This is a genomic window from Pseudomonas wayambapalatensis (assembly GCF_049942315.1).
Taxonomy (GTDB): Bacteria; Pseudomonadota; Gammaproteobacteria; order Pseudomonadales; family Pseudomonadaceae; genus Aquipseudomonas; species Aquipseudomonas wayambapalatensis.
Genome location: NZ_JBNFMU010000200.1, coordinates 1 through 22,568 on the forward strand (window position 1 = coordinate 1; position 22,568 = coordinate 22,568).

A 22,568-nucleotide genomic window follows, 5' to 3' on the forward strand; every position below is an offset into this window, starting at 1 on the left:
ACCAGGGTCTTCATCAATAACTCCATTTATCGAGATTTGGGGAAAGAGGCCGGGACAGCGGTGACCTTTTCGCGGGCAAGCCCGCTCCTACAGGTACTCCACAGTCTTCCGAGCCGCAGGGCCTGTAGGAGCGGGCTTGCCCGCGAAAAGGTCACCGCTGTCCCGGCCTCTTTCCCCAAATCTCGATAAATGGAGTTATTGATGAAGACCCTGGTAATCGGCGCCAGCAAAGGGCTGGGCAAGGCCCTGATGCAAGGCCTGGGCAACCCCGGTGACACCCTGATCGGCGTCGCCCGCGCCATCCCCCCGCATGTCCCCGTCATCGCTGGTATCGACACCCGCTGGATCGAAGCCGACCTCACTCAACCCGCAACTGCCGTCGCCACCATCACCAAGGCTGTGGCCGATCAAGGCATCGACACCCTGATCTACAACCTGGGCATCTGGGAGCCCCTGGCGTTCCACCCCGCCTACGATTTTCTCGACGATCAGGACGCCCAGATTGAAACCATGGTCGGTTGCAACATCACGGCGACCATCCTGCTGATCAAGCGTCTGCTGCCCCTGTTGCTGCAAAGCCAGCACCCACGCATCCTGCTGACCGGCTCAACCTCGGGCCTGCCGCGCAGCGGGCGCCCTGAGGTGACCTTCGGTGCCAGCAAGTTCGCCCTGCAAGGCATCGCCGACGCCCTGCGCGAGGGCTACCGCGATCGGCGTCTTGGCGTGACCTGCCTGAACCTTGGCTATCTCAATACCGAGGACGGCCTGGAGGTGCCGGTTGCTGAGGCTGCGCGGCGTGGGGAAGGGCAACTGATACCGGTGCACGATGTGGTGCAGGTGGTCAGGATGATCCTGTCACTGTCGCCGGCCAGCTTTGTCAGGGAGCTGAGCTTGCCGGCGATCCTGGATGAAAGATTCTGAGATTAGCGGTGAGTGCTTCGCGGGCTCGCCTGCGCAGCACTCACCCCAGACTCATCGCTCGATCGTCAACGCGACACCCTGGCCACCACCGATGCACAACGTCGCCAGGCCTTTCTTCGCATCACGCTTGATCATCTCGTGCAACAAGGTCACCAGCACCCGGCAACCCGAGGCGCCAATCGGGTGGCCCAGGGCGATGGCACCGCCGTTGACGTTGACCTTCGCCGCATCCCAGGCCAGCTCCTTGCCCACTGCCAGGGCCTGGGCCGCGAAGGCTTCGTTGGCCTCGATCAGGTCCAGGTCGGACAACTGCCAGCCCGCCTTCTGCAGGCAGCGCTGGGTCGCCGAGACCGGGCCGATGCCCATGATCGCCGGGTCTACACCGGCACTGGCGTAGCCGGTGATCCTGGCCAGCACCGGCAGGCCCAGGGCCTTGGCCTTGTCGACGCTCATCAGCAGCACGGCAGCGGCGCCATCGTTGAGGCTCGAGGCGTTGCCAGCGGTGACGCTGCCGTCTTTCTTGAAGGCTGCACGCAGCTTGCCCAGCGATTCGGCGCTGGTGCCTGGGCGAGGTTGTTCGTCGGTGTCGAACACCAGCGCATCGCCTTTTTTCTGCGGGATGTGGATGGGGGTGATCTCGTCCTTGAAACGACCGCCTTCGATAGCCGCCACGGCCTTGCGCTGAGACTCGGCGGCAAAGGCGTCCTGCTGTTCGCGGGAGATGGCGTACTTGTCCACCAGGTTCTCGGCGGTGATGCCCATGTGGTAGTCGTTGAAGGCGTCCCACAGGCCATCGGTGATCATGGTATCGACCAGTTGGCCATGGCCCATGCGCTGGCCGGTGCGGGCCGAGGGCAGCACGTACGGCGCCAGGCTCATGTTCTCCTGGCCGCCGGCGATCACCACCTCGGCGTCGCCGCAGCGGATCGCCTGGGCCGCCAGATGCAGGGCCTTGAGGCCCGAACCGCAGACCTTGTTCAGGGTCAGCGCCGGCACCGCGTGGGGCAGGCCGGCCTTGACCGCGGCCTGGCGGGCGGGGTTCTGGCCGGCGCCTGCGGTCAGCACCTGGCCGAGGATCACCTCGTCGACTTGCGCGGGGTCAAGGCCGGTCTGCTCCAACAGGCGCTTGATCACCGCAGCACCGAGGTCGATGGCCGAGACATTGGCCAGGGTGCCCTGGAAACTGCCGATGGCAGTACGGGTGGCGGCGACGATGGCGACTTCGTTCATTGTTGTTCTCCGGGAGGCGAAGTGGATCGCGACAGCATCACTGCCCGGGGCTCATTTGAGAAGTTTGTTTTTCTTTGTGATTGATCGGGTTTGCAAATGAATAGGGTGTCTGTGCCGGCCCTATCGCGGGGCAAGCCCGCTCCCACAGAACCTGAATGCATCGGGGTCTGTGGGATCGGGCTTGCCCCGCGATAGGGCCGGTACTCACACCGCTGGACAATGGCTGGTCACACAATGGATGCCGCCACCTCCCGCCGCGATGGCATCGATATCCAACTGCACCACGTCCCGATCCGGATACAACTCGGCCAACAACGCCCGGGCCTTTTCATCGGCCTCGCGGTCGCCGAACTGCGGGGCGATGACCGCACCGTTTATCACGAAATAATTGATATACCCCGCCGCGAAATCCGGGTTGCCCTTGTTGAATGCACTCTTGCGTGGTTTCAGCGGCGGCGACACGGTGTGCACCTGCAACGCCCGACCCTCGGCATCGGTGGCCTGCTTGAGTATCTCCAGATGCCGCAGCGTCACTGCGTGGTCATAGGAATCGGGGTCGGTGTCGAGGTTGGCCAGCACCACGCCGGGGCGCACGAAGCGCGCATAGAAGTCCACATGCGCGTCAGTGATGTCCTTGCCCTTGATGCCCGGCAGCCAGATGATCTTGCGCAGGCCCAGGCGCGCCTTGAGCTCCTGCTCGACTTCGGCCTTGCTCCAGCCGGGGTTGCGGTTGCCGTTGATCCAGCTGCTCTCGGTCATGATTCCGGTGCCATGGCCATCGACCTCGATACCGCCGCCTTCGCCGACCAGTTCGCTGCGCTGGTAGGCAGCGTTCGCCCGCGTGGCCACCTGCTTGGCCAGCTTCGCGTCGAAGCGGTGCCGTTGCTTGCCGCCCCAGCCGTTGAAGTTGAAATCCACCGCGCCCAGCTCGCCATCGTCGTCGACCACGAAGTTGGCGCCGATGTCGCGCATCCAGATGTCGTCCAGCTCAGTGATCACGAACGTGGTGTTGTGGCTGGCGCAGTGTTCCTCGGCCAGGTCGCGCTCGTCCTCGCGGCAGAACACCGTCACTGGCTGGTAGTTGGCGATGGCGCGGGCGATGCGGCCCAGCGCCGCCTGCACGTCTTCGGTGAAGTCTTCCCAGATCGCGTCCTGGGCGCCGAAGGCGAGGTAGGCGCACCGCTGCGGCTCGCCCTCGTCGGGCATGAACCAGCGGCCCGCCTCGCTGGCGCGGGCGCTGCCCAGCGGCAGGCCGATGCTTGCGGCGGCGCCGAGGCCGGCGGCGATCGACAGGTGCTGGAGGAAGGTACGACGGGTTGGCATGGGTCAGTCCTGGGCAGTCTTGAAACGGGTCCAGACGCGCATGCGCGCACGCATGTCGGCCTGGGGAATATCCTTGCCCGGAATCAGCCGGGCATAGGTGGCGGCATCGAGGTAGATGTCGGGGTTGTCGCGCATGCGCGCGTCCACCAGCGGACGGGCCTTGGCGCTGGCCGTGGGGTAGCCGGTGAAGTTGCTGATCGCGGCCATGTTTTCCGGGCGCATCACGAAGTTGATGAAACGATAGGCGTACTCCGGATGGCGTGCATCGGCGGGGATCGCCATGGTGTCCATCCATACCGTGGTGCCTTCGCGCGGCACGCGGTATTGGAAGTCGATGACCTTGCCTGCGGCCTCGGCAGTGCGCTGGGCCTGGATCACGTCGCCGCTGTAGCCCAGCGACAGGCAAGTGTTCTCGTTGACCAGCTCGGTCACCGGCTGCGACTGCAACTTGCGCACGTAGGGCCGGATCGACTTGAGCAGCTCGCTGGCGGCAGCCAGGTCTTCGCGCCTGGCGCTGCGGGGTTCACGCCCCAGATAGTGGAGCACCACGGCGAGCACTTCGTCGGGCGAGTCGATCATCGAGATGCCGCAATCGGCGAACCTGGCGGCCAGCTCCGGTTTGAACAGCAGGTCGAGGCTGTCCAGCGGTGCGTCGGGCATGCGCTCGCGGATCTTGGCGGCATTGAAGGTCAGGCCGATGGTGCCCCAGGTGTAGGGCACTGTCGCCTCGCTGGCCTTGGGATAGCGTGCGTGCAGGGCGCGCAGGCCGGGGTCGATGTCGTCCAGCGCGGTCAGTTGCTGGCGGTCGAGCGGCTGCAGGCTGCCGGCGCGCATCAGGCGCTCGGCCACGGTGTCGCCGGGAAACACCAGGTCGTAGCCGCTGGGCCCGGACATCAGCTTGGCCTCGAGCACTTCACTGCCGTCCATGACGTCGTAGATCACCGGGATGCCGGTTTCGGCGGTGAAGCGCTTGAGGGTGTCCTCGGCAAAGTAGTCGGCCCAGTTGTACAGGCGCAGGGCTTCCTGCTGTGCCTGGGCGACGGACGCGCAGCAGGCCAGGGCGAGGGCGGCGAACAGTTGTGATGGACGGCGTGGCATGGCTCAGGCCCTCGTCGGTTGTGGGGTGCGGCCGTCGAGGGTCATCAACGGTGCGTACAGCTCGGGACGGCGGTCGCGGTAGACGCCCCAGCTCAGGCGGTCTTCACGCATGCGCGCCAGATCCAGGTCGTGCAGCCATACGCCGCTGCTGTCGCGATCGGCTTCGGCGAGCATCGCGCCCTTGTGGTCGCAGATGAACGAGGAACCATAGAAACGCATCGACAGGTGCTCGTCGCTGCGCGCCACTTCCTGGCCGACGCGGTTGGCGGCCACCACCGGCAGCAGGTTGGCTGCGGCATGGCCACGCATCGCCATCTGCCAGTGGTCGCGTGAGTCCAGTTCGGCGGCACCGGGCTCCGAGCCGATGGCCGTCGGGAACAGCAGCACCTCGGCGCCGAGCAGCGCCAGGCAGCGCGCGGTTTCCGGGAACCATTGGTCCCAGCAGATGCCGATGCCCAGGCGGCCGAAGGCGGTGTCCCAGACCTTGAAACCGGTATCGCCGGGGCTGAAGTATTCCTTTTCCTGGTAGCCGATGGCGTTGGGGATGTGGGTCTTGCGGTAGATCCCCAGCAGGCGACCGTCGGCGTCGGCCACGGTCAGCGAATTGAAGAAGGCGTTGCCGGCGCGCTCGTACCAGCTCAGTGGCAGCACCACCCCCAGCTCTTTGGCCAGCGCGGCGAAGCGGCGCAGCAGGGGGCTGTCCTGATAGTCCTGGGCCAGCGCCTGGTGGCTGTGGCACTGCTCGATGCAGAAATACGGCGTAGCGAACAGCTCCTGCAACAGGATTACCTGTGCACCCCGGGCGGCGGCCTGGCGCACCACTTGCTCGGCGCGGTCGAGGTTGGCCGCAAGGTTCCAGTCGCAACTCATCTGCGTGGTGGCGATGCGCAGCAGGCTCATGGGCGGTCCTCCGTCACAGGCCAGGCCGGTTGTTGCTGGGTGATGCAGTGGATACCGCCGCCGCCGTGGGCGATGTGGTCGATACGCACCGGCACGATCTCGCGGTCGGGGAAGGCCAGGGCCAACTGACGGGCGGCGGCCTGGTCGGCGTCGATGCCATAGGCCGGCATGATCACTGCGCCGTTGGCCAGGTAGAAGTTGGTGTAGGAGGCGCAGAACACTTCGGCGTCCTTGTCCACTGCGGCGCTGGCCTCAAACAGGTCGAGCAGCTCGAAGCGCCGGCCCTGGGCGTCGCGAGCCAGCTCCAGGGCGCGGCGGTTTTCCCGGGCGACGTCGGCGTAGACCGAGCCTTGCTCGTGGGTGGCATCGACCAGCAGCACGCCGGGCCGGGCGAAGGCGCAGACCCCGTCGACGTGGCCATCGGTCATGTCGCCGGTGACATACTGCGGATCGCCGGGCAGCCAGATGGTCTTGCGGATGCCCAGCAGACGGGCGAAGCACTCCTCGAAGTCCGCCTTGCTCAGGCCGGGGTTGCGGTTGGGGTTGAGCAGCACCGACTCGGTGGTGATCAGGGTGCCTTCGCCGTCTACATGAATGGCGCCGCCTTCGTTGCACAGTGGCGTGCTGAAGCCTTCCAGGCCCAGGTGTTCGAGGATGCGCCGACCGAGGCTGCGGTCCAGGCCGTGCTCGGACTTGCCTCCCCAGGCGTTGAAGCGCCAGCTCAGGCCGGCCAGGCCGTGTTGCGGGTGAGCGATGAAGGTCGGCCCGCTGTCGCGGCACCAACTGTCGTCCACGGCCAGTTCGATCAGCTCGATACCGGCGCCGCACAGGGCGCGGGCGCTGGCCATGGCGGACGGCGCGACGACCATCTTCACCGGCTCGAAACGGGCGATGGCGCTGGCGACCCGGGCGTAGTCGCGCTGTACGTCGGCCAGGGTCACGCGCCAACCGGACTCCCACAAGGCTTGGTTGTGCGGCCAGATCATCCAGGTGGCGGCGTGGCGGGCCCATTCGGCGGGCATGCGCCAGCCGCTGGCGATGGACAGGTCCATGGTTAGCTCCAATGTATTAGTGATTTTTATCAACGAAGCCCGCCGTTGCGGGTGTTGGTGCCCATGATATGGCTATGAATGGGCGTGGACTAACGATAGATTTAGCGTATTTCTGATTAGAAAGGCTTATCGATCATGCTCAAGCACTGGCCGCCCCTGAATGCCCTGCGTGGCTTTGAAGCCGCTGCCCGCCTGGGCAGTTTTCACAAGGCCGCCGAGGCGCTGAACCTCACCCAGTCGGCGATCAGCCAGCAGATCCGCAGCCTGGAAAGCTACCTGGAGCAACCGTTGTTCCACCGGACCGGGCGCAGTGTCAGCCTCACCGACGCGGGCCATGACCTGCTCAGCACTACGCAGGTCATGCTGCAACAATTGGCGGTGGGCATCCGTCGGCTGGACCAGTACCGCAAGCCCAACCAACTGGTGGTCAACACCACCCCGGCCTTTGCCCGGCACTGGTTGTTGCCGCGCCTGGCGGACTTTCATGCGCGCTGCCCGGAGGTGGACCTGTGGCTGTTCACCAGTTTCGAGGTGCCGGACATGAGCAGCCAGACCATCGACCTGGCGATCCGCGATGATCTTGGCCCGCAGGCCGAGTGCAGTTTCAGCGTGTTGCACCAGGACCGCCTGTACCCCGCCTGCCATCCCGCCTTGCCCGAAACCGGGCGCACCACCTTGCACGGCGAACGGGAGATGGACTGGAGCCACTGGCAACTGGAGGGCGGCGAAGCGGTGGGGCAGCAGGGCAAGGGGCTGAATTTCTCCGACCCGGGGCTGCTCCTGGACGCGGCGGGAGAGGGCCTGGGGATTGCGCTGGTCAGCCAGTTGCTGGCCCAGCGGTTGGTGGACGACGGGCGTTTGCAGGCGTTGTCGGCGCAGCGGGTGCGAGGCCCGGCCTGGAGTTGCCTGGTGCACCGCGACAGCCAGGACGATCCGCTGGCGCGGCAGTTCCTGGCGTGGTTGCGCGCGGCTTTGGATTCCCACTGAGTAGCCAGTAGGAGCGGGCTTGTTGTGGGAGCGGGCTTGCCCGCGAAAAGCACACCGCGGTGCCTGGCACGGGCTACGCCCTTGTTCGCGGGCAAGTCGGGGCGCCGAACCGCCGCTCCCACAGGGATTGGGCTGGCCTTTAGATTTTGAACAAGACAGTTGCTCCTACAAGAAGCGAGTCGCTTTCGGATTCGGGTTTTGCTCGGGCCATTGACCCCGTAATATGTGTCGGATGACTTGCGGGGGTAGTCTCACCCTCTGATCAATCGGAATCGCCCCTGCGGCGCTTCCCCAGCATAAACCTGACGAGGTACAGACATTGGCCATCATTCATCCCAAGGTACGCGGATTCATCTGCACCACGACTCACCCCAAGGGCTGCGAGCTCAACGTCCGTGACCAGATCGAAGCCACCCGCAAACTGGGCGTGCGCGAAGATGGTCCGAAGAAAGTCCTGGTGATCGGCGCCTCCAGCGGCTACGGCCTGGCAGCACGCATCACCGCCGCCTTCGGCTTCAAGGCCGACACCCTGGGCGTGTTCTTCGAGAAGCCGGGCACCGAGACCAAGGCCGGCACCGCAGGCTGGTACAACGCCGCCGCCTTCGACAAGTTCGCCAAGGCCGAGGGTCTGTACAGCAAGTCGATCAACGGTGACGCCTTCTCCGACGAAGCTCGCGCCAAGGTCATCGAGCTGATCAAGAACGAGATGGGTGGCAAGGTCGACCTGGTCATCTACTCCCTGGCCTCGCCCGTGCGCAAGCTGCCGCAGACCGGCGAGCTGATCCGCTCGGCGCTCAAGCCGATCGGCCAGCCGTACAAGTCGACCGCCATCGACACCAACAAGGACACCATCATCGAGGCCAGCATCGAGCCGGCCACCGAGCAGGAAATCGCCGACACCGTCACCGTCATGGGTGGTCAGGACTGGCAGCTGTGGATCGACGCCCTGGCCGGCGCTGACGTGCTCGCCGAAGGCGCGCGCACCGTGGCCTTCAGCTACATCGGCACCGAAATCACCTGGCCGATCTACTGGCACGGCGCCCTGGGCCAGGCCAAGCAGGACCTGGACGAAACCGCCCTGCGCCTGGACAAGAAGCTGGCCGGTGAAGTGAAGGGCGGCGCCAACGTTGCCGTGCTCAAGTCGGTGGTCACCCAGGCCAGCTCGGCCATTCCGGTGATGCCGCTGTACCTGTCGATGGTCTTCAAGATCATGCAGGAGAAGGGCGTTCACGAAGGCACCCAGGACCAGCTGGACCGCATGTTCCGCGACCGCATGTACCGCGCCGACGGTGCTCCGGCCGAGGTGGACGAAAAGGCCCGCCTGCGCCTGGACGACTGGGAACTGCGCGACGACGTGCAGGACGCCTGCAAGGCCATGTGGCCGCAGGTCACCACCGAAAACCTGTTCGAGCTGACCGACTACGCCGGTTACAAGAAACAGTTCCTCAACCTGTTCGGTTTCGAGCGCGCTGACGTCAACTACGACGAAGACGTGGCCACCGACGTACGGTTCGACTGCATCGAGCTGTAAGCAAGCCCTTGACCGCGCAGCCGTTTGTTTCGGCTGCGCGGTTCCCTCCGGGGCCTTGTTAACATTCTGCAACAAATCCTCCGCTGGCCCTTTGCCATGGCCGCTTTCTCCCTGATCTATACAGCAGCTATTGGTCCGGCAATTTCGCCTGGGCCGGGGAGGCAGCATGCGCGTATTGCAAAAAATACAAGAACGGATCCGCCAGAAGGGGCTCAAGCGTACCTTCAAGACCCTTGTCGAACGCTACGTATTCTTCCACTGGGAATTGCTGTGGATGGAGCGCGACCTGGTCACCCCCGTGCCGCCCCACAAACTCAAGGAACATCCGCCGGTGACCCTGGTGGATATCACCACCGCCAATGCCGACGCCTTTGCGCGCTATTTCGGCGACCGTGTCGAAACCATGCGCGAACTCGCTGCCGAAGGCCATACCGGGCACATGTACCTGGATGAGCACGGCGATGCGGTGGCCTTCATCTGGGCGAGCGTGGTCGACTACCATGACAAGCACTATTACGGCTGTACCTTCCCGGTGAAGCCCGGCGAGTTCTTCGAGTTTGGCGGCGAGATGACCCGGCGCTACTTTGGCAGCGAGCTGTCGGTCACCGCTCAGGTCGAGTTGTGGAACACCATGCATGCCAAGGGCTGCCGCAAGGTGGTGGATGTGGTGGAGACGCATAACGTGCCGGCCATGAAGCTGCACCTGCGCATGGGCTATCACGAGCAAGGGCGGGTGATGCATGTGTATGGCCTGTTCGGGCGCTGGAAGTTGTTCCGCGAAACGCGTTATCACGGTTCGCGCCTGGAGGTGCTGCGCAAGCCTGGCGTGGCGCGGGCGTTGTCGACCACCTGAGGCAGGTACAGCCAGCGAAAAATTTGCTAGCGTGGGCGGATGACAAAAAACGCCGCCCGCCTCCCGGCGCGACGGCGCAGGGAGCCCGCCATGAGCAGCCTGACCCAACCTGCGACTGCCTTTCGCCATCAAGCCGCCGACGGCTACAGCCTCGGCGGTTTCCAGTGGCGCCACGCCGAACCCGACCCCCAGCGCCCGCTGGTGATCATCAATGCGGCCACCTCGGTGCGCTGCCGCTATTACGCTCGCTTTGCCGATTACCTGTTCGCCCACGGCTTCGACGTGCTGAGCTACGACTACCGTGGCATCGGCGAGTCTCGCCCGGCATCGTTGCGCGGTTTCCAGGCGTCGTGGAGCGACTGGGGCTGCCTGGACTTCGAAGCTATCCTGCAACGCGCCGCCAGCGAATTCCCCGGGCAGCCGGTGAATGTGGTGGGGCACAGCTTCGGTGGCTGGGCAACCGGCCTGGCGCCGTCGGCCGGGCAGGTGCGGCGGCTGGTGATGGTCGGCGCACAGTTTGCCTACTGGCGTGACTATGCGGCCGAAGGCCGCTGGCGGATGGTGGGCAAGTGGCATGTGGTGATGCCATTGCTGACCCGGCTACTGGGCTATTTCCCCGGCAAGCGCCTGGGCTGGATGGAGGACACGCCGGCCGGGGTGGTGCGTGACTGGAGCACGCCGGCGCCGCGCTACGAGCAGCGTCCCAGTGGACGGCTGCTGCAGGCGCGTCCTTTCGCCCAGGTCCAGGCTGCGGCCCTGGCGGTGAGCCTGAGCGACGATCCTTTCGGCACTGTGGCGGCGACGGATCGCTTGCTGGGCTACCTGGAGCACGCCCAACCTCGCCACCTGCGCGTGGCACCTGTGGATATCGGTGAGCAGGAGGTCGGACATTTCGCGTTCTTCCATGATCGCTTTCGGGCAAGCCTGTGGCCGATTGCGTTGGAGTGGTTGCGCGAGGGTGTGCTGTCGGAGCGGATACCGGGGCAGCGCATGAGGTGATGGGGGCTGTGTCGACCTCTCAGAGCACATGCCCATACAACACCACCAGTAATCCCGCCAGGGCGCAGGCGATCAACACTTCCAGCACACTGCGACGCAACACCAGCAGCCCCGCCGCCGCCAGCAGCGCGATCCCCAGTGCCAGCCCGTCGATCCCTTCGGCGAATCCGTGCGGCCAGAACACGTGATAGGCGAAGAACAACGCCAGATTCAGGATCACCCCCACCACTGCGGCGCTGATTGCCGTCAGCGGAGCGGTGAAGCGCAGTTGCCTGCGTGTGCGCTCCACCAAGGGCGCGCCGATCAGGATGAACAGGAACGATGGCAGGAAGGTGAACCAGGTGACCAGGCATGCCGCCAGGGCGCCAGCCACGAACGCCTGGTCGGCACCGAACTGGGCCTGCACATAGCCGCCGACGAAGCCGACGAACGCCACCAGCATGATCAGCGGCCCGGGTGTGCTTTCGCCCAATGCCAGGCCGTCGATCATCTGCGTGGGCGTCAGCCAGCCGTAATGATCGACAGCCCCCTGATACACGTAGGGCAGCACTGCGTAGGCACCGCCGAACGTGAGCAGCGCGGCTTTGGTGAAGAACCATGCCATCTGGGTGAAGGTGCCTTGCCAGCCGAACAGCAGCGTCAGTGCGGCCATCGGCAGACACCACAGCGCTGCACCGCCGGCCAGCAGGCCGAACAGGCGCGGCCAGTGCAGGCGGGTATGGGCGGCCTGGGCCAGGGGGGCTTCGGCGATGGAGTCTTCAGTGTTGGCGCGACCGGTCTGGAACAACTGCGGCCGCCGGCGCCCGCCCAAATAGCCGACCAGCCCCGCGCCCAGCACGATCAGCGGAAACGGCAGCCCCAGCCCGAACAGGGCGACGAAGGCTGCCAGAGCGATGCCCCACAATGCAGCGTTGTGCAGCACCCGGGAGCCGATGCGCCAGGTCGCCTGCACGACGATGGCGGTGATCGCAGGCTTGAGGCCGTAGAACAGGCCGGCGACCAGAGGTTGCTGCCCCTGGGTGATATAGACCCAGGACAGTCCGATCAGAATGAACAACGAGGGCAGGATGAACAGTGTCCCGGCGATGATCCCGCCCCAGGTGCGGTGCATCAGCCAGCCGAGGTAGGTGGCCAGTTGCTGGGCCTCGGGCCCAGGCAGCAACATGCAGTAGTTCAAGGCGTGGAGAAACCGCGACTCGCTGAGCCAGCGGCGGCGTTCGACGATTTCCCGGTGCATCAGGGCGATCTGCCCGGCCGGGCCGCCGAATCCGATGAAACCGAGCTTGAGCCAGAACAGCATGGCCTGACGGAAAGGGATACTGGGTTCTGGAGGCATTCGGGCGAGTCCTTCTGGCAGGAAAAGGGCAGTCGGCGACATCATGTCGGGCGCCGCTTTGCGGCCCATCGCGACACAAGGCCGCGCCTGCACCGAATACCTGCAGGAGCGGCCTTGGTGCCGCGAACAGCCTTGCCTCAGGCGTTGCGGGTCAGCGGCTGCTCGGCAAACTTCACGCCGGCCAGGCCGTGCTTGATCAGCGCGCGGATATTGCCATGGTCGCTGCCCTCGGGGGTGGCGAGCACGCTGCGGTAGTGTTCGCCAAAGGCCAGCAGCGCTTCCTGATCGCTCAGCCCTTCCAGCAGGGCCAGGCCCAGGGTCTTGCACGACCCCTCGTTCTGCCCGGCAGCGTTTTCCACGCCGCCGTTGTTGAAGGCCTGGGGCTGGTAGCTGTAGTTGGCGGCAATGAAGCCCAGGGTGTCGGCAAACACGTGTTCGCCGCTGGCGAGGCTGCTGCGCAGGGTGTTCAGGTCAGTCACGGGGTTTTCCTTGTTCGAACGCCGCTTGCTGTTCGGCGCTGGCTTCTTTCTGGTATTGGGCTTTCCACTCGGCGTAGGGCATGCCGTACACCGCTTCGCGGGCATCGTCCAGGCTCAGCTCGACCTGGCGCTCGTCGGCGGCGGCCTTGTACCACTTGGACAGGCAGTTGCGGCAGAAGCCGGAGAGGTTCATCAGGTCGATGTTCTGCACGTCGGTACGCTTTTGCAGGTGTTCGACCAGGCGCCGGAACGCGGCGGCTTCGAGTTCGAGCTGTTGTTGCTCAGTCATGGGCTTACCTCAGGTCATGCGGTTCTTCAGATGGCGGCCACCGTTGATGACCACCTGGCTGCCGGTGCTGTACTGGCTTTGCAGCAGGAACATCACCGCCTCGATCAGCGGCTGTGCACCCGGTTCGAATTCCAGCAGGGCCTTTTTCAGTGTCTGCCGGCGGTACTGTTCGTCGCCGCCTTCCTTAAGGATCAGCAGGCCCGGCAGGATACCGTTGACACGCACCTTGGGCGCGTATTTTTCGGCGAAAGACAGCACCATGTTCTGCAGCGCGGCCTTGGTTGCGGCGTAGCCGATATGGCTCTTGCTGCCGCGCGAGGAGGTTTCGTCGCAGATGTGGATGATGTCGGCCTTCTCGACCTTGGCCAGGTGCTCGCCCAGCGCCAGGTTGAGGTGGTAGGGCGCCTCGACGTGCAGGCGGAACATGGTGTCGAGGCTCTGCAGGTCGTCGTCCAGCCACAGCGAGGCGTTGTGGATGATTGCGCGCAGGCCGTCGTAGTTGTGCTGCAGGTGTTCGATCAGCGCCAGGCGGTCGGCCTCGCGGGTGAGGTCGGCCTGGAACTGGATGATGTTCGGGTGTGCGGCCTGCGCATGAAGGCTGCGGCTGGCGCTGACCACCTGATGGCCGGCCTTGGCCAGCGCCAGGGCCAGGGCCAGCCCGACGCGCTGGCTGGCTCCGGTGATGAGGATGGGGCTGTTCATGTTCGGGGCAGTCTGTTCGTCTGTTCGTTCGTGCCCCAGCATACCCGAACTGCGCAGGCTTGCGTGCCCGCTCCTCAGCGGCTGCGCAACCCTTCGCGGCGCTGTGACGCCGTGCGTGCCGAGGGATTGAGCCAGCCGGCCAGCAGGCGGGTGGACAACGGAATGAACAGGTAGACCATCAGCGGCGTCAGCACCAGGGTGCTCAGCAGTACCCGGGGCAGCAGGTCCAGCGGTGCCAGCCAGTGGCCGAACAACAGGTTGAACAGCAGCGACACCGGGAAGAACGCCAGCCAGATGGCGGTAGCCTGCTTCCAGCGCGGCGGTTTATGCACCGTTTCGGTGCCGAACCAGGCGTCGATGCCGCTGATGCGCCGCTCTTCGGGGCGCTCGAACAGGCCGTCGCCACGCTGCAACCAGGCGCGTCGCGAGGCTGAATGTTCCCAGGCGTGCAGGGTCGGTTCGTCGTTGAAACGGAAGATGATCTGGAAGGCGTCGCTGTCGGCCGGCGGCGCGAGGATGCCCGAGCCCAGGTAGCCGGGGAAGTCGGTGGCCAACTGCTCGCCTTCATGGAGCCAGGCCAGCAGGTCCTGGTAGCGTCCATTGGCGGCGCGGCGCGACACCATCAGGGTGACGGGTGCGGTAGACATCGTGTATCTCCTTACGACGGGGCTGGCGGGTAGCCGGCCCCTTGGCCTGTGCCCGGGGTGATGGGCGACGCAGGCGTGGATGCAAGAATCGGGCACGGATTATCGCGTAAAATTCGTGACCGGTCAGTGTCGTGATCGAGCCGTTGCGCTGACCCCTGGCCGATCCCGGCGTAGAATGGCCACCACGAATCTACGAGACAGAGTTGCCACTCTCATGAAAGAGCCACAAGCGAGTGCCCTGATCGAACATGGGCTGGTGCATCAGGAGCTGTTTCCGATCCGCGAAGTGTCGCGCCTGACTGGCGTCAATCCGGTGACCCTGCGCGCCTGGGAGCGCCGCTACGGGCTGATTCAGCCGACCCGCACCGAGAGTGGCCATCGTCTCTATTCGCAGGCCGACATCGACGCCATCGAGAGCATCCTGGGTTGGCTGCGCCGTGGTGTCGCGGTGAGCAAGGTCGGCAGTATCCTGGCGCGTAGCCAGGTGCCGGCGGAGGGGGCCTGGGCCGGAAGCACGGTTGGCGACCGCTCACGCTGGCAGGCCCAGGTGCGCGAGGCCGTGCGCCAGTTCGATGCTGCGCAGTTGGGGCGGTTGTTCGAACAGGTGTTTGCCAGCCATGCCCTGGAGCAGGTCTTCGGCGAGGTGTTCATGCCGGTATGGCAGGCCCTGCGCGCCGGCCAGGCGGGGTATGGGCAGGCCAGCGAGTGGCTGTTCCTCGATCAGTTCCTGCGCGCGCGGGTGCTGTTGCGCCTGCAACTGGCGCGCGAGCCCAAGAGCCGTCGGATCCTGCTGTCACCGTTGTCGGCACAGGGCCAGGAGCTCGAATTGCTGGTGGCGGGGCTGCTGCTGGGCAGTGACGAGGTAGCGGTCACGGTGCTGGCGCCAGGGCAGCCTGTCGAAGAGCTGGCGTTGGTCTGCGAGCGGTTGGCGCCGGATGCGCTGGTGCTGTACGACAACCATCGCCCGGCCAGCGACCTGGACAAGCGCCTGGCGCGTCTGGCGCAGCGGGTGAACTGCCCGCTGCTGCTGGCGGGCGAGGCTGCCGAAATGGCCCAGGACAGTCTCGAGGGCGGGCCGGTGGGCTGCCTGGGCGCCCAGGCCTTTTTGATGAAGCAGCGGTTGCGCCAGTTCCTCGCCGGTCAGATCGAGACCTGAGCGTGCAACTCTGGGTGCGCCTGGCGGTGGGCCTGGAGAATGTACTCACGCAGCCGGTCGATTTCCTCGTCCGGGCTGTGGCTGAGGTCGTAGGCCGCCAGGTCCGGGCCGATGCGGCGGCGCAGCGTGCCGTGCAGTTCGATCGGCTCGATGCCCGGTGGAGCGAAGAACAGCTCGAAGTGGCTGGGTGCCTGGTCCTGGCCGTTCACTTGCAGCAGTACCCCTTTGAACGAGATATCGCGCACCCACAGCTCGCTCTGCGTGCCGCGGGCGTCGACCAGTGCTGCCGGCTGGTCCAGCGACAGGCGCCAGGGCCGCAGCATCGGGCCGTCTTCGTAGATTTCCGGTGAACCCAGTTGCAGGTGCAGGGCGTGAAACTCGTCTTCGACCAGTTGCAGGGGAATGCTGATCTGCTGGTTGTTGAATTGCGCCTGCAGCGTGACCTGCTCGTTGGCCACCAGGCGGGTGAGCAATTGCTGCAGACGACGATCGCCATTGACCAGCAGGCTCGAGGTGGGATCGGCCAGGTTCAATTGGGGCGTATGCTGCATGTCCTGAATGAAATCCAGCTCATCCTGAGTAAGGAGGGCGTCTGCTTGCATGATCGGACTCGGGTCGGGCGTCGTCGGTTGGTTCTTCATTGCCATGGACTGTGCCCGGGGCGTTTGGTTCAGGTCATTGGACGGATGGTTGCCCGCCCAGTCGGGTGTGTGCGTCGGCCAGCTCGCGTTCGAGTTCGACCTGACGGCTGACATCCTTCTGGATGCCGATGAAATAGGTGCGTTGATCAGCCTCGTTGTACACCGGGGTGATCGACAGTTCGTTCCAGAACCCACTGCCGTCCTTGCGGTAGTTGCGCAGTACCTCGCGACACGGCCGACCTTCGGCCAGGGCCTTGCGGATACGGGCGCGACCCAACTGGTCGCGATCGTCGCCCTGGAGGAAGCGGCAGTCCTGGTAGAGGATCTCGTCGCGCGCGTAGCCGGTGAGGCGTTCGAAGGCCGCGTTCACGTAGATCAGGATGGTGTCGTCACCTTCCTGTTCGGCGACCACGATGCCGTCGTTCGACGCGTCGATCATGGCGTGCAGCAGTTGCGCGTTGATCATGTTCCTGGCCATGGGAGTCAAGTGGAGCGGCCTTTTGCCACTGTCGAATGGTAGTATCCTACGTTTTCACTCAGTTTCGGAATCCTCTCCTGATGAAAGTCGCCATTATTTCAGGCTCGGTCTATGGCACCGCCGAAGAAGTCGCCCGCCATGCCGAATCCTTGCTCAAGGCTGCCGGGTTCGAAGCCTGGCATGCGGCGCGTGCCACCCTCGACGATCTGCGCGGTTTTGCCCCCCAGGCGCTGCTGGCGGTGACCTCGACCACCGGGATGGGTGAGCTGCCCGACAACCTTATGCCGCTGTACAGCACGATTCGCGATACGCTGCCGGGCGAGTGGCGCGGTTTGCCGGGCGCGGTGCTGGCCCTGGGCGATTCGAGCTATGGCGACACCTACTGCGGCGGGGGCGAGCAGATGCGCGAGCTGTTTGCCGAACTGGGCGTGCAGGAAGTGCAGCCGATGCTGCGACTGGATGCCAGCGAGACCGTCACCCCGGAAACGGACGCCGAGCCCTGGCTGGCAGAGCTGGTGCAACGGCTCAAGGGGTAAGCCTCGGGTTCTGCGCGATCGTTTCGTGAGCGGCGATTCGCCGCTCACTCTCCCTTTCGCTCCCGCACCAACGCCAGCCACGCCTGTGCCGCTCGCGACAGGTACGCACCGCGCCGCCAGATGAAGGCGATGTCCCAGCGTAGATGATCCGGCTCCACCAGCGGCACCCTCACCACACCATCACGCTCCAGCCCACGTGCCACCACGCTGGGCAGCAGCACCACGCCCTGTCCGGCGGCCACCAGCGCGGTGAGGAAATCCGCCTGGCCGCTGCGCCCTCCTTCCTTCGGGGTGAAGCCGGCCTGTTCGCAGGCGCTGAGCAGTTTGTCGTTGAGCATGAAGCTGCGGTGATACAGCAGGAACGGCGTATCGGCCAGTTGGCGCAGGCGCACGCCGTCGCGTTCGGCCAACGGATGATTGTCTGGAAGCAACGCATCGAGCGGTTCGTTGCAGAACGGTTGGTAGTCGAAGGCCGGGTCGCTCGGGGTGACACTGCCACCAAGTTCGAGTTCGCCACTTCTGACGCCCTGTTCGACGATCCGGCTGCCGCCTTCAACCAGGTGAACGCTGATGTTCGGATAGCGCTGCCGATATTCGGCGAACAGGCTAGCGAACAGGGCCTCCCCGCCGACCACCGGCAAACCCAGGCGCAGTTCGCCACGGGCCATCTGGCTCAGGTCGTCGAGCTCGGCCAGCAACTCATGGCGCTGGCGCAGCAAGGCTTCGCCGCGTTCGAGCACGATGCGTCCGGCAGCAGTGAGGTGTAATTGCGAGCTCTGGCGCTCGAGCAGGAGCTGGCCGAGGTCTTCCTCGAGCTGGGCCACCTGCTTGCTTACCGCCGACTGGCTGATGTGCAGCGTCTGTGCGGCCTGGGTGAAACCGCCCCGGTGAACCACTTCGATAAAGCTGCGCAGCTGCTTGAATTCCATTGCGTGAATTCCAGATTGGAATGGATCACAGTCTAACAATTCGCTTTTGGCCTTGGCAGCGGCTTTTTAAAATGGGGCATCCCGAGGAAACCCATCATGAAAGCCACCGTATCGAATGCGTTGCCCCGCCTGCTCGCCGAGCTGTGCGCGCTGTTTGTCCTGTACTTCGTGGGCGGTCAACTCGTCGCCTGGCTGGGCTGGCCGATCCCGGCCGGAGTCATGGGCATGGCGCTGTTGCTGATGCTGTTTGCCGTGGGGGCCTTGAAGCCCGGAACCTTGCAACGTGGCGCCGGTTGGCTGATGGCGCAGATGCTGCTGTTTTTCATCCCGGCGCTGATGAGCCTGCTCGATTACGGCAGCCTGATGCGCAGCGAGGGGTGGCGCATCCTGCTGGTGATCGCCCTGAGCACCCTGGTGGTGATGGTGGTCACGGCGCTCACGGTCGAACTGGTCTGCCGCTGGAGCCTGCGCCATGAAGCTTGAACCCATGTCGCTGTTCTGGCTTGCGCTGACAGTGGCGGCCTACCTGTTCAGCCGCTGGCTGTATGGGCGCACTGGCCGTTATCTGCTGTCGCCGCTGGTGCTGGTCCCGGCGCTGCTGCTGGCGGTGGCGATTCCGCTGCACACCGCCTACGCCGAATATGCTCGCAACACACATTGGCTGATCGGTGTGCTGGGGCCGGTGACCGTGGCCTTCGCCGTGCCGATCTGGCAGCAGCGGGCGATGCTGGCACGACATTGGCCGGCGCTGTTGCTGGGGATGCTGGCGGGCAGTTTGGCGTCGATCAGCAGTTCCTGGGGGCTGGCGCACCTGCTGGCGCTGGATGAGTCGGTCAGCCTGTCACTGGTGCCGCGCTCGATCACCACGCCGTTCGCCATGCCGCTGGCCCACGACCTGGGCGGCGTGCCCGAGCTGACGGCGGTGTTCGTGATGTTCACCGGTGTGCTGGGGGCTGTGTTCGGCGGCCTGCTGTTGCGCGTGCTGCCGTTGCGTACGTCACTGGCGCGCGGCGCACTGTTTGGTGTCGGTGCCCATGGCGCCGGGGTCAGCCGCGCCCATGAAGTGGGCGGGGAGGAGGGCTCGGTGGCGGGGCTGGTGATGGTGCTGACCGGCCTGCTCAACCTGTTCGCCGCGCCATTGCTCGCCTGCCTGCTATGACCGTTCGTGCCAGTGTCCTGCAAGGTCATCAAGCTGGCTGCCAAGGTAAGTTCCGCCATTCAAGGCGCTGACTAGACTCAGCCTCGACACAGAGAGCACATGCAAGTGCCGAGGTGACATGCAATGAACGCAGCCTTGCCCTATACCGTCAACACCTGATCAGCGGGACGATTCCGATGCCTTTGGCCGAAATTCCATTGTGCGTCTGGCGTACCCGGGGACAGAGTTTTTCCTTCCGGGGCCAGAGCATCCGTTACTGGACAGCGGGGCAAGGAGAGCCCTTGCTGCTGTTACATGGCTTCCCAACCGCCAGCTGGGACTGGCACTACCTGTGGGCGCCCTTGGCGCAGCGCTTTCGCGTGGTGGCCTGCGACATGCTTGGCTTCGGCGACTCGGCCAAGCCTGCCGACCACGAGTACAGCCTGATGGAGCAGGCCGATCTGCAACAGGCGCTGCTCAAGCACCTGAGGATCGAACGGCCGGTGCACCTGCTGGCCCACGACTACGGTGGCAGCGTCGCTCAGGAGTTGCTCGCGCGTCATCACGAAGGACGCGCCGACATCGCCAGTTGTGTCTTTCTCAACAGTGCGCTGTTCCCCGAGCTGTGTCCGTTGCTGCTGGTGCAGAAACTGTTGCTCAGCCCGCTGGGCTGGCTGGTGGCGCGTTCGTTCGGGCGTGACGACCTGGTGCGCAATGTCAGCCAGGTCTATGGCCCTTGCACCCACCCCAGCGAAAGCGCGCTGGACGATTGCTGGAGCCTGATGGTGTCGAACCGCGGGACGCGCATCCTGCACAAGTTGATGGCCTATGTGCCGGAGCGGCAGGCACAGCGACAACGCTGGGTCGGTGCACTGCAGGCGCAGGGGGTGCCGTTGCGCCTGATCAATGGTGCGGTCGACCCGCTGTCGGGTGCGCACATGGTCGAGCGCTACCGGCAACTGGTGCCTGATCCCGATACCGTGGTGCTGCAGGGGATCGGCCACTATCCGCACACCGAAGCGCCGGTGCAGGTGCTGCGTCATTACCTGGCGTTTCGCGAGCAGCCCCTGCGCTATATACCTCAGCGGGTTGCCTGGTCCTGAGCGCGGCGATCATCGCCCTGTGTTATCGCCTGCCATTCAGCGTCACTGCGCTTGATTGTTCGCTGCCGATGGCTGTCGGACACTCCAGGTATCCCAACCCTTGCCTGGAGCCTTGAGCATGAGCGAGCCGGTAAATCTGCAAGACCGCGTAGTGATCGTCACGGGGGCCGGCGGTGGCCTGGGCCGGGCCCACGCGCTGCTGTTCGCGGCCCGTGGTGCACGTGTGGTGGTCAACGACCTGGGCGGCTCGACCCATGGCGAAGGCGCCAGCGCCTCGGCGGCCGACCGGGTGGTGGAGGAGATCCGCGCCGCTGGCGGCACGGCGGTGGCCAACCATGATTCGGTGGCCCAGGGGGCGCGTATCGTCGAGCAGGCGCTGGACAGTTTCGGGCGGGTCGATGTGCTGGTGAACAACGCCGGCATCCTGCGCGACAAGACCTTCCACAAGATGGAAGACGCCGATTGGGACCAGGTCTACCGGGTTCATGTCGAGGGTGCCTACAAGGTGACCCATGCCGCCTGGCCGCACCTGCGCGAGCAGAACTGGGGACGGGTGATCTTTACTGCCTCCACCTCCGGCATCTACGGCAATTTCGGCCAGGCCAACTATGGCATGGCCAAGCTCGGCCTCTACGGGCTGACCCGCACCCTGGCCATCGAAGGCCGCAAGCATGGGATTCTGGTCAACGCCATTGCGCCCACTGGGGGCACGCGCATGACCGAAGGCCTGATTCCGCCGCAGGTGTTCGAGCGTCTCAAGCCTGAACTGATCAGCCCGGTGGTGGTGTACCTGGGCAGCGATCAATGCGAGGACACGGGGCAGTTGTATGAAGTGGGTGGGGGCTGGGTTGGCAAGGTTCGCTGGGAAAGAAGCCTTGGTGTCGGATTTGATCCGATCACCGGCTTCACGCCTGAACAGGTTGCCGCGCAGTGGGGGCAGATCGGCGATTTCGAGGGGGCGATTCATCCACAGGATACGTTGCAGGCCTTGCAGCAGATGATGGCGAATCTGCGGCAATATCCGCAGGGGTAGCGTGCTTCGGGCGCAAAAAAAAGGCCGCTGCGCAGGCAGCGGCCAATCGAGACGTCAGATCAAGGAGCTTCAAAATCAACGTCGTTCACACGTGGCGGCCCGAACGACGGGGGAGTGCCTTTCGCGCCAGCCAGTGAAGACAGAATAAGCCTCTGATCCCACGGGAAAAATAGCCCTGGGTGACATTCACCTTTACGTTTCGGGTAAAAGTGCCCCAAAAGCAGTCAGGCCGCGTCACGACAGTGCGGGGCCTTGAAACCCCGGCCCGGCTCAGGCTTCGTAGCCCATCCGCCAACTGACAGTCTGCGCCGCGGTCAGCAACTGCCGCGCGGCCGGGCCATCTTCATCGGCATGGAAGATCGACGTCGGGCCAACGACCGTCATCACCGCTGCAATCTGGCCCATGGCGTTGAACACCGGCGCCGACAAGGCATCCACCCCCGGCATCAGCAAACCGTGAACATGGTGCAGGCCGCGTGTGCGGATCTGCGTCAACAGGTCCATGTAGTCCTCGACCCGTTGCCCCCGTGCGGCCAGTTCTCGGTCGCGCAACTCGTTGGTTTCCCGCTCTGGCAGATGGGCGGCGAATACCAGCCCGGTGGAGGAACTCAGCAGGGGCAGCACCGAGCCGATCTGGGTCACCACCGTCACGGCGCGCACCGCAGGCTCGATGTTCACCACGGTTGCACCCTGGTTACCCCACACGGCGATGAAGCAGCTCTCGTTGAGCGCGTCGCGCAATTGCGACAGCGGCAGGGCAGCGACCTTCAGCACATCGATGCTGCCCAGCGCCGCCATCCCCACGCGCAAGGCTTCGCGCCCGAGCCCGTAGTGATTGGTCGCCGCATCCTGCTCGGCGAAACCGCTGGCGATCAAGGCCTGCAGGTAGCGATGGACCTTGCTGGCGGGCATCTGCACATGTTCGGCCAGGCGCGACAGCGAGGTGGAGGGCGACAGTTCGGCCAGCGCCTTGAGGATGTCAGTGCCGACTTCAGCGGAACGGACCTTCTGTTTGCTGTTGTCAACTGCGGTTTTGTCTCTGGACATCGTAAGACGCTTCCGGGATTCATTCTGGCCGACTTTATAGCTTGACGCCCCTTACCGAGCAAATTACGTTATTCGTAATCGGATTACGATAAATATAAATTCAGATGCGCTGTGTATCCCCTGGCAGTGGTCGGTCCGTCCGCCGATTCGGGGCTGCAGC

The 22,568-nt window shown here is 64.8% G+C and carries 25 protein-coding genes; 11 read left to right on the top strand and 14 right to left on the bottom strand.

Features of this window, described 5'->3' with window-relative positions; genetic code table 11:
• Positions 1-201: 201 nt before the first annotated feature.
• A complete protein-coding gene (locus ACPZMI_RS16285) occupies positions 202-921 on the top strand; it encodes an SDR family oxidoreductase (protein WP_426352658.1) in 720 nt (239 codons plus the stop codon).
• Positions 922-972: 51 nt separating this feature from the next.
• On the opposite strand, the gene ACPZMI_RS16290 is transcribed toward ACPZMI_RS16285, so the two are convergent.
• The 5 genes from ACPZMI_RS16290 to ACPZMI_RS16310 all read right to left on the bottom strand — a co-directional run bounded on the left by ACPZMI_RS16290 (position 973) and on the right by ACPZMI_RS16310 (position 6,524).
• Positions 973-2,151, bottom strand: coding sequence for an acetyl-CoA C-acetyltransferase (locus ACPZMI_RS16290; RefSeq protein ID WP_186667700.1), 1,179 nt, complete (start codon positions 2,149-2,151; stop codon positions 973-975).
• A 204-nt stretch (positions 2,152-2,355) separates the two neighbouring features.
• On the bottom strand, positions 2,356-3,474 hold the full coding sequence (locus ACPZMI_RS16295) for an agmatine deiminase family protein (RefSeq protein ID WP_426352659.1): 1,119 nt from the start codon (positions 3,472-3,474) through the stop codon (positions 2,356-2,358).
• 3 nt (positions 3,475-3,477) lie between these two features.
• Entirely contained in the window at positions 3,478-4,572 is a 1,095-nt protein-coding gene (locus ACPZMI_RS16300) for an extracellular solute-binding protein (protein WP_426352660.1), read from the bottom strand.
• 3 nt (positions 4,573-4,575) lie between these two features.
• Positions 4,576-5,472, bottom strand: coding sequence for an N-carbamoylputrescine amidase (gene aguB, locus ACPZMI_RS16305; RefSeq protein WP_426352661.1), 897 nt, complete (start codon positions 5,470-5,472; stop codon positions 4,576-4,578).
• On the bottom strand, positions 5,469-6,524 hold the full coding sequence (locus tag ACPZMI_RS16310; RefSeq protein ID WP_426352662.1) for an agmatine deiminase family protein: 1,056 nt from the start codon (positions 6,522-6,524) through the stop codon (positions 5,469-5,471). Before ACPZMI_RS16310 ends, aguB begins: the two co-directional genes overlap by 4 nt.
• Positions 6,525-6,659: 135 nt before the next feature.
• Between ACPZMI_RS16310 and ACPZMI_RS16315 the strand changes: the two genes are divergently transcribed.
• The 4 genes from ACPZMI_RS16315 (at position 6,660) to ACPZMI_RS16330 (ending at position 10,894) form a co-directional block, all read left to right on the top strand.
• Positions 6,660-7,511: a LysR substrate-binding domain-containing protein gene (locus tag ACPZMI_RS16315; protein WP_426352663.1), complete on the top strand. Its 852-nt coding sequence runs from the start codon at positions 6,660-6,662 to the stop codon at positions 7,509-7,511.
• Between the two features lie 319 nt (positions 7,512-7,830).
• Positions 7,831-9,042 (top strand): enoyl-ACP reductase FabV, encoded by a 1,212-nt coding sequence (fabV, locus tag ACPZMI_RS16320; RefSeq protein WP_186667709.1) that lies wholly within the window; start codon positions 7,831-7,833, stop codon positions 9,040-9,042.
• 166 nt (positions 9,043-9,208) lie between these two features.
• The gene (locus tag ACPZMI_RS16325; RefSeq protein WP_426352664.1) at positions 9,209-9,895 is read left to right on the top strand and encodes a GNAT family N-acetyltransferase; all 687 of its coding nucleotides are present in this window, start codon (positions 9,209-9,211) and stop codon (positions 9,893-9,895) included.
• Positions 9,896-9,985: 90 nt separating this feature from the next.
• Positions 9,986-10,894, top strand: a complete 909-nt coding sequence (locus ACPZMI_RS16330; RefSeq protein ID WP_186667713.1) for an alpha/beta hydrolase family protein — start codon at positions 9,986-9,988, stop codon at positions 10,892-10,894.
• A 19-nt stretch (positions 10,895-10,913) separates the two neighbouring features.
• Here the strand turns inward: ACPZMI_RS16330 and chrA are convergent, their stop codons facing one another.
• The 5 genes from chrA to ACPZMI_RS16355 form a co-directional block, all read right to left on the bottom strand.
• Positions 10,914-12,230 (bottom strand): chromate efflux transporter, encoded by a 1,317-nt coding sequence (gene chrA, locus ACPZMI_RS16335; protein WP_426352665.1) that lies wholly within the window; start codon positions 12,228-12,230, stop codon positions 10,914-10,916.
• A gap of 137 nt (positions 12,231-12,367) precedes the next feature.
• Positions 12,368-12,709, bottom strand: coding sequence for a HopJ type III effector protein (locus tag ACPZMI_RS16340; RefSeq protein ID WP_186667715.1), 342 nt, complete (start codon positions 12,707-12,709; stop codon positions 12,368-12,370).
• On the bottom strand, positions 12,702-12,998 hold the full coding sequence (locus tag ACPZMI_RS16345; RefSeq protein WP_186667717.1) for a DUF1244 domain-containing protein: 297 nt from the start codon (positions 12,996-12,998) through the stop codon (positions 12,702-12,704). The genes ACPZMI_RS16340 and ACPZMI_RS16345 overlap by 8 nt, the downstream gene beginning before the upstream one ends.
• A gap of 9 nt (positions 12,999-13,007) precedes the next feature.
• Positions 13,008-13,700: a dihydromonapterin reductase gene (gene folM, locus ACPZMI_RS16350; protein ID WP_371105600.1), complete on the bottom strand. Its 693-nt coding sequence runs from the start codon at positions 13,698-13,700 to the stop codon at positions 13,008-13,010.
• 74 nt (positions 13,701-13,774) lie between these two features.
• Positions 13,775-14,347: a putative antibiotic biosynthesis monooxygenase gene (locus ACPZMI_RS16355; RefSeq protein WP_426352666.1), complete on the bottom strand. Its 573-nt coding sequence runs from the start codon at positions 14,345-14,347 to the stop codon at positions 13,775-13,777.
• A 214-nt stretch (positions 14,348-14,561) separates the two neighbouring features.
• On the opposite strand from ACPZMI_RS16355, the gene ACPZMI_RS16360 reads away from it, so the two are divergent.
• Complete coding sequence (locus ACPZMI_RS16360) at positions 14,562-15,503, top strand: MerR family transcriptional regulator (RefSeq protein WP_426352667.1); 942 nt, start codon at positions 14,562-14,564, stop codon at positions 15,501-15,503.
• Here the strand turns inward: ACPZMI_RS16360 and ACPZMI_RS16365 are convergent.
• Together ACPZMI_RS16365 and ACPZMI_RS16370 are read right to left on the bottom strand one after the other, a co-directional pair.
• On the bottom strand, positions 15,488-16,105 hold the full coding sequence (locus ACPZMI_RS16365) for a hypothetical protein (RefSeq protein WP_411383830.1): 618 nt from the start codon (positions 16,103-16,105) through the stop codon (positions 15,488-15,490). The genes ACPZMI_RS16360 and ACPZMI_RS16365 overlap by 16 nt on opposite strands.
• 73 nt (positions 16,106-16,178) lie before the next feature.
• Entirely contained in the window at positions 16,179-16,610 is a 432-nt protein-coding gene (locus ACPZMI_RS16370; RefSeq protein ID WP_411383831.1) for a PAS domain S-box protein, read from the bottom strand.
• Positions 16,611-16,702: 92 nt separating this feature from the next.
• Between ACPZMI_RS16370 and ACPZMI_RS16375 the strand changes: the two genes are divergently transcribed.
• Positions 16,703-17,158: a flavodoxin gene (locus ACPZMI_RS16375; protein ID WP_186667728.1), complete on the top strand. Its 456-nt coding sequence runs from the start codon at positions 16,703-16,705 to the stop codon at positions 17,156-17,158.
• 44 nt (positions 17,159-17,202) lie between these two features.
• Here ACPZMI_RS16375 and ACPZMI_RS16380 read toward each other — a convergent pair whose 3' ends face one another.
• On the bottom strand, positions 17,203-18,087 hold the full coding sequence (locus ACPZMI_RS16380) for a LysR family transcriptional regulator (RefSeq protein ID WP_426352668.1): 885 nt from the start codon (positions 18,085-18,087) through the stop codon (positions 17,203-17,205).
• 96 nt (positions 18,088-18,183) lie between these two features.
• On the opposite strand from ACPZMI_RS16380, the gene ACPZMI_RS16385 reads away from it, so the two are divergent.
• The 4 genes from ACPZMI_RS16385 (at position 18,184) to ACPZMI_RS16400 (ending at position 21,361) form a co-directional block, all read left to right on the top strand.
• Entirely contained in the window at positions 18,184-18,570 is a 387-nt protein-coding gene (locus ACPZMI_RS16385; protein ID WP_186667732.1) for a CidA/LrgA family protein, read from the top strand.
• The gene (locus ACPZMI_RS16390; RefSeq protein ID WP_186667734.1) at positions 18,560-19,246 is read left to right on the top strand and encodes an LrgB family protein; all 687 of its coding nucleotides are present in this window, start codon (positions 18,560-18,562) and stop codon (positions 19,244-19,246) included. The genes ACPZMI_RS16385 and ACPZMI_RS16390 overlap by 11 nt, the downstream gene beginning before the upstream one ends.
• A gap of 176 nt (positions 19,247-19,422) precedes the next feature.
• The gene (locus ACPZMI_RS16395) at positions 19,423-20,328 is read left to right on the top strand and encodes an alpha/beta fold hydrolase (protein ID WP_426352669.1); all 906 of its coding nucleotides are present in this window, start codon (positions 19,423-19,425) and stop codon (positions 20,326-20,328) included.
• A gap of 118 nt (positions 20,329-20,446) precedes the next feature.
• Complete coding sequence (locus ACPZMI_RS16400) at positions 20,447-21,361, top strand: SDR family oxidoreductase (protein WP_426352670.1); 915 nt, start codon at positions 20,447-20,449, stop codon at positions 21,359-21,361.
• A 270-nt stretch (positions 21,362-21,631) separates the two neighbouring features.
• Here ACPZMI_RS16400 and ACPZMI_RS16405 read toward each other — a convergent pair whose 3' ends face one another.
• Positions 21,632-22,408 carry an IclR family transcriptional regulator gene (locus ACPZMI_RS16405; RefSeq protein ID WP_288374291.1) on the bottom strand — a complete coding sequence of 259 codons (777 nt, stop codon included), beginning with the start codon at positions 22,406-22,408 and terminating at the stop codon, positions 21,632-21,634.
• Positions 22,409-22,568: the final 160 nt, after the last annotated feature.

Bases quoted from the DNA above. Each gene is read 5' to 3' on its own strand.
- chrA (WP_426352665.1), bottom strand. From the start codon at position 12,230: ATGCCTCCAGAACCCAGTATCCCTTTCCGTCAGGCCATGCTGTTCTGG.
- ACPZMI_RS16375 (WP_186667728.1), top strand. From the start codon at position 16,703: ATGAAAGTCGCCATTATTTCAGGCTCGGTCTATGGCACCGCCGAAGAA.
- ACPZMI_RS16330 (WP_186667713.1), top strand. From the start codon at position 9,986: ATGAGCAGCCTGACCCAACCTGCGACTGCCTTTCGCCATCAAGCCGCC.
- ACPZMI_RS16370 (WP_411383831.1), bottom strand. From the start codon at position 16,610: ATGATCAACGCGCAACTGCTGCACGCCATGATCGACGCGTCGAACGAC.
- ACPZMI_RS16365 (WP_411383830.1), bottom strand. From the start codon at position 16,105: ATGCAAGCAGACGCCCTCCTTACTCAGGATGAGCTGGATTTCATTCAG.
- ACPZMI_RS16400 (WP_426352670.1), top strand. From the start codon at position 20,447: ATGAGCGAGCCGGTAAATCTGCAAGACCGCGTAGTGATCGTCACGGGG.
- ACPZMI_RS16300 (WP_426352660.1), bottom strand. From the start codon at position 4,572: ATGCCACGCCGTCCATCACAACTGTTCGCCGCCCTCGCCCTGGCCTGC.
- ACPZMI_RS16345 (WP_186667717.1), bottom strand. From the start codon at position 12,998: ATGACTGAGCAACAACAGCTCGAACTCGAAGCCGCCGCGTTCCGGCGC.
- folM (WP_371105600.1), bottom strand. From the start codon at position 13,700: ATGAACAGCCCCATCCTCATCACCGGAGCCAGCCAGCGCGTCGGGCTG.
- ACPZMI_RS16360 (WP_426352667.1), top strand. From the start codon at position 14,562: ATGAAAGAGCCACAAGCGAGTGCCCTGATCGAACATGGGCTGGTGCAT.
- ACPZMI_RS16380 (WP_426352668.1), bottom strand. From the start codon at position 18,087: ATGGAATTCAAGCAGCTGCGCAGCTTTATCGAAGTGGTTCACCGGGGC.
- ACPZMI_RS16310 (WP_426352662.1), bottom strand. From the start codon at position 6,524: ATGGACCTGTCCATCGCCAGCGGCTGGCGCATGCCCGCCGAATGGGCC.
- ACPZMI_RS16315 (WP_426352663.1), top strand. From the start codon at position 6,660: ATGCTCAAGCACTGGCCGCCCCTGAATGCCCTGCGTGGCTTTGAAGCC.
- ACPZMI_RS16395 (WP_426352669.1), top strand. From the start codon at position 19,423: ATGCCTTTGGCCGAAATTCCATTGTGCGTCTGGCGTACCCGGGGACAG.
- ACPZMI_RS16385 (WP_186667732.1), top strand. From the start codon at position 18,184: ATGAAAGCCACCGTATCGAATGCGTTGCCCCGCCTGCTCGCCGAGCTG.
- ACPZMI_RS16325 (WP_426352664.1), top strand. From the start codon at position 9,209: ATGCGCGTATTGCAAAAAATACAAGAACGGATCCGCCAGAAGGGGCTC.
- ACPZMI_RS16290 (WP_186667700.1), bottom strand. From the start codon at position 2,151: ATGAACGAAGTCGCCATCGTCGCCGCCACCCGTACTGCCATCGGCAGT.
- ACPZMI_RS16390 (WP_186667734.1), top strand. From the start codon at position 18,560: ATGAAGCTTGAACCCATGTCGCTGTTCTGGCTTGCGCTGACAGTGGCG.
- ACPZMI_RS16285 (WP_426352658.1), top strand. From the start codon at position 202: ATGAAGACCCTGGTAATCGGCGCCAGCAAAGGGCTGGGCAAGGCCCTG.
- ACPZMI_RS16405 (WP_288374291.1), bottom strand. From the start codon at position 22,408: ATGTCCAGAGACAAAACCGCAGTTGACAACAGCAAACAGAAGGTCCGT.
- ACPZMI_RS16355 (WP_426352666.1), bottom strand. From the start codon at position 14,347: ATGTCTACCGCACCCGTCACCCTGATGGTGTCGCGCCGCGCCGCCAAT.
- aguB (WP_426352661.1), bottom strand. From the start codon at position 5,472: ATGAGCCTGCTGCGCATCGCCACCACGCAGATGAGTTGCGACTGGAAC.
- ACPZMI_RS16295 (WP_426352659.1), bottom strand. From the start codon at position 3,474: ATGCCAACCCGTCGTACCTTCCTCCAGCACCTGTCGATCGCCGCCGGC.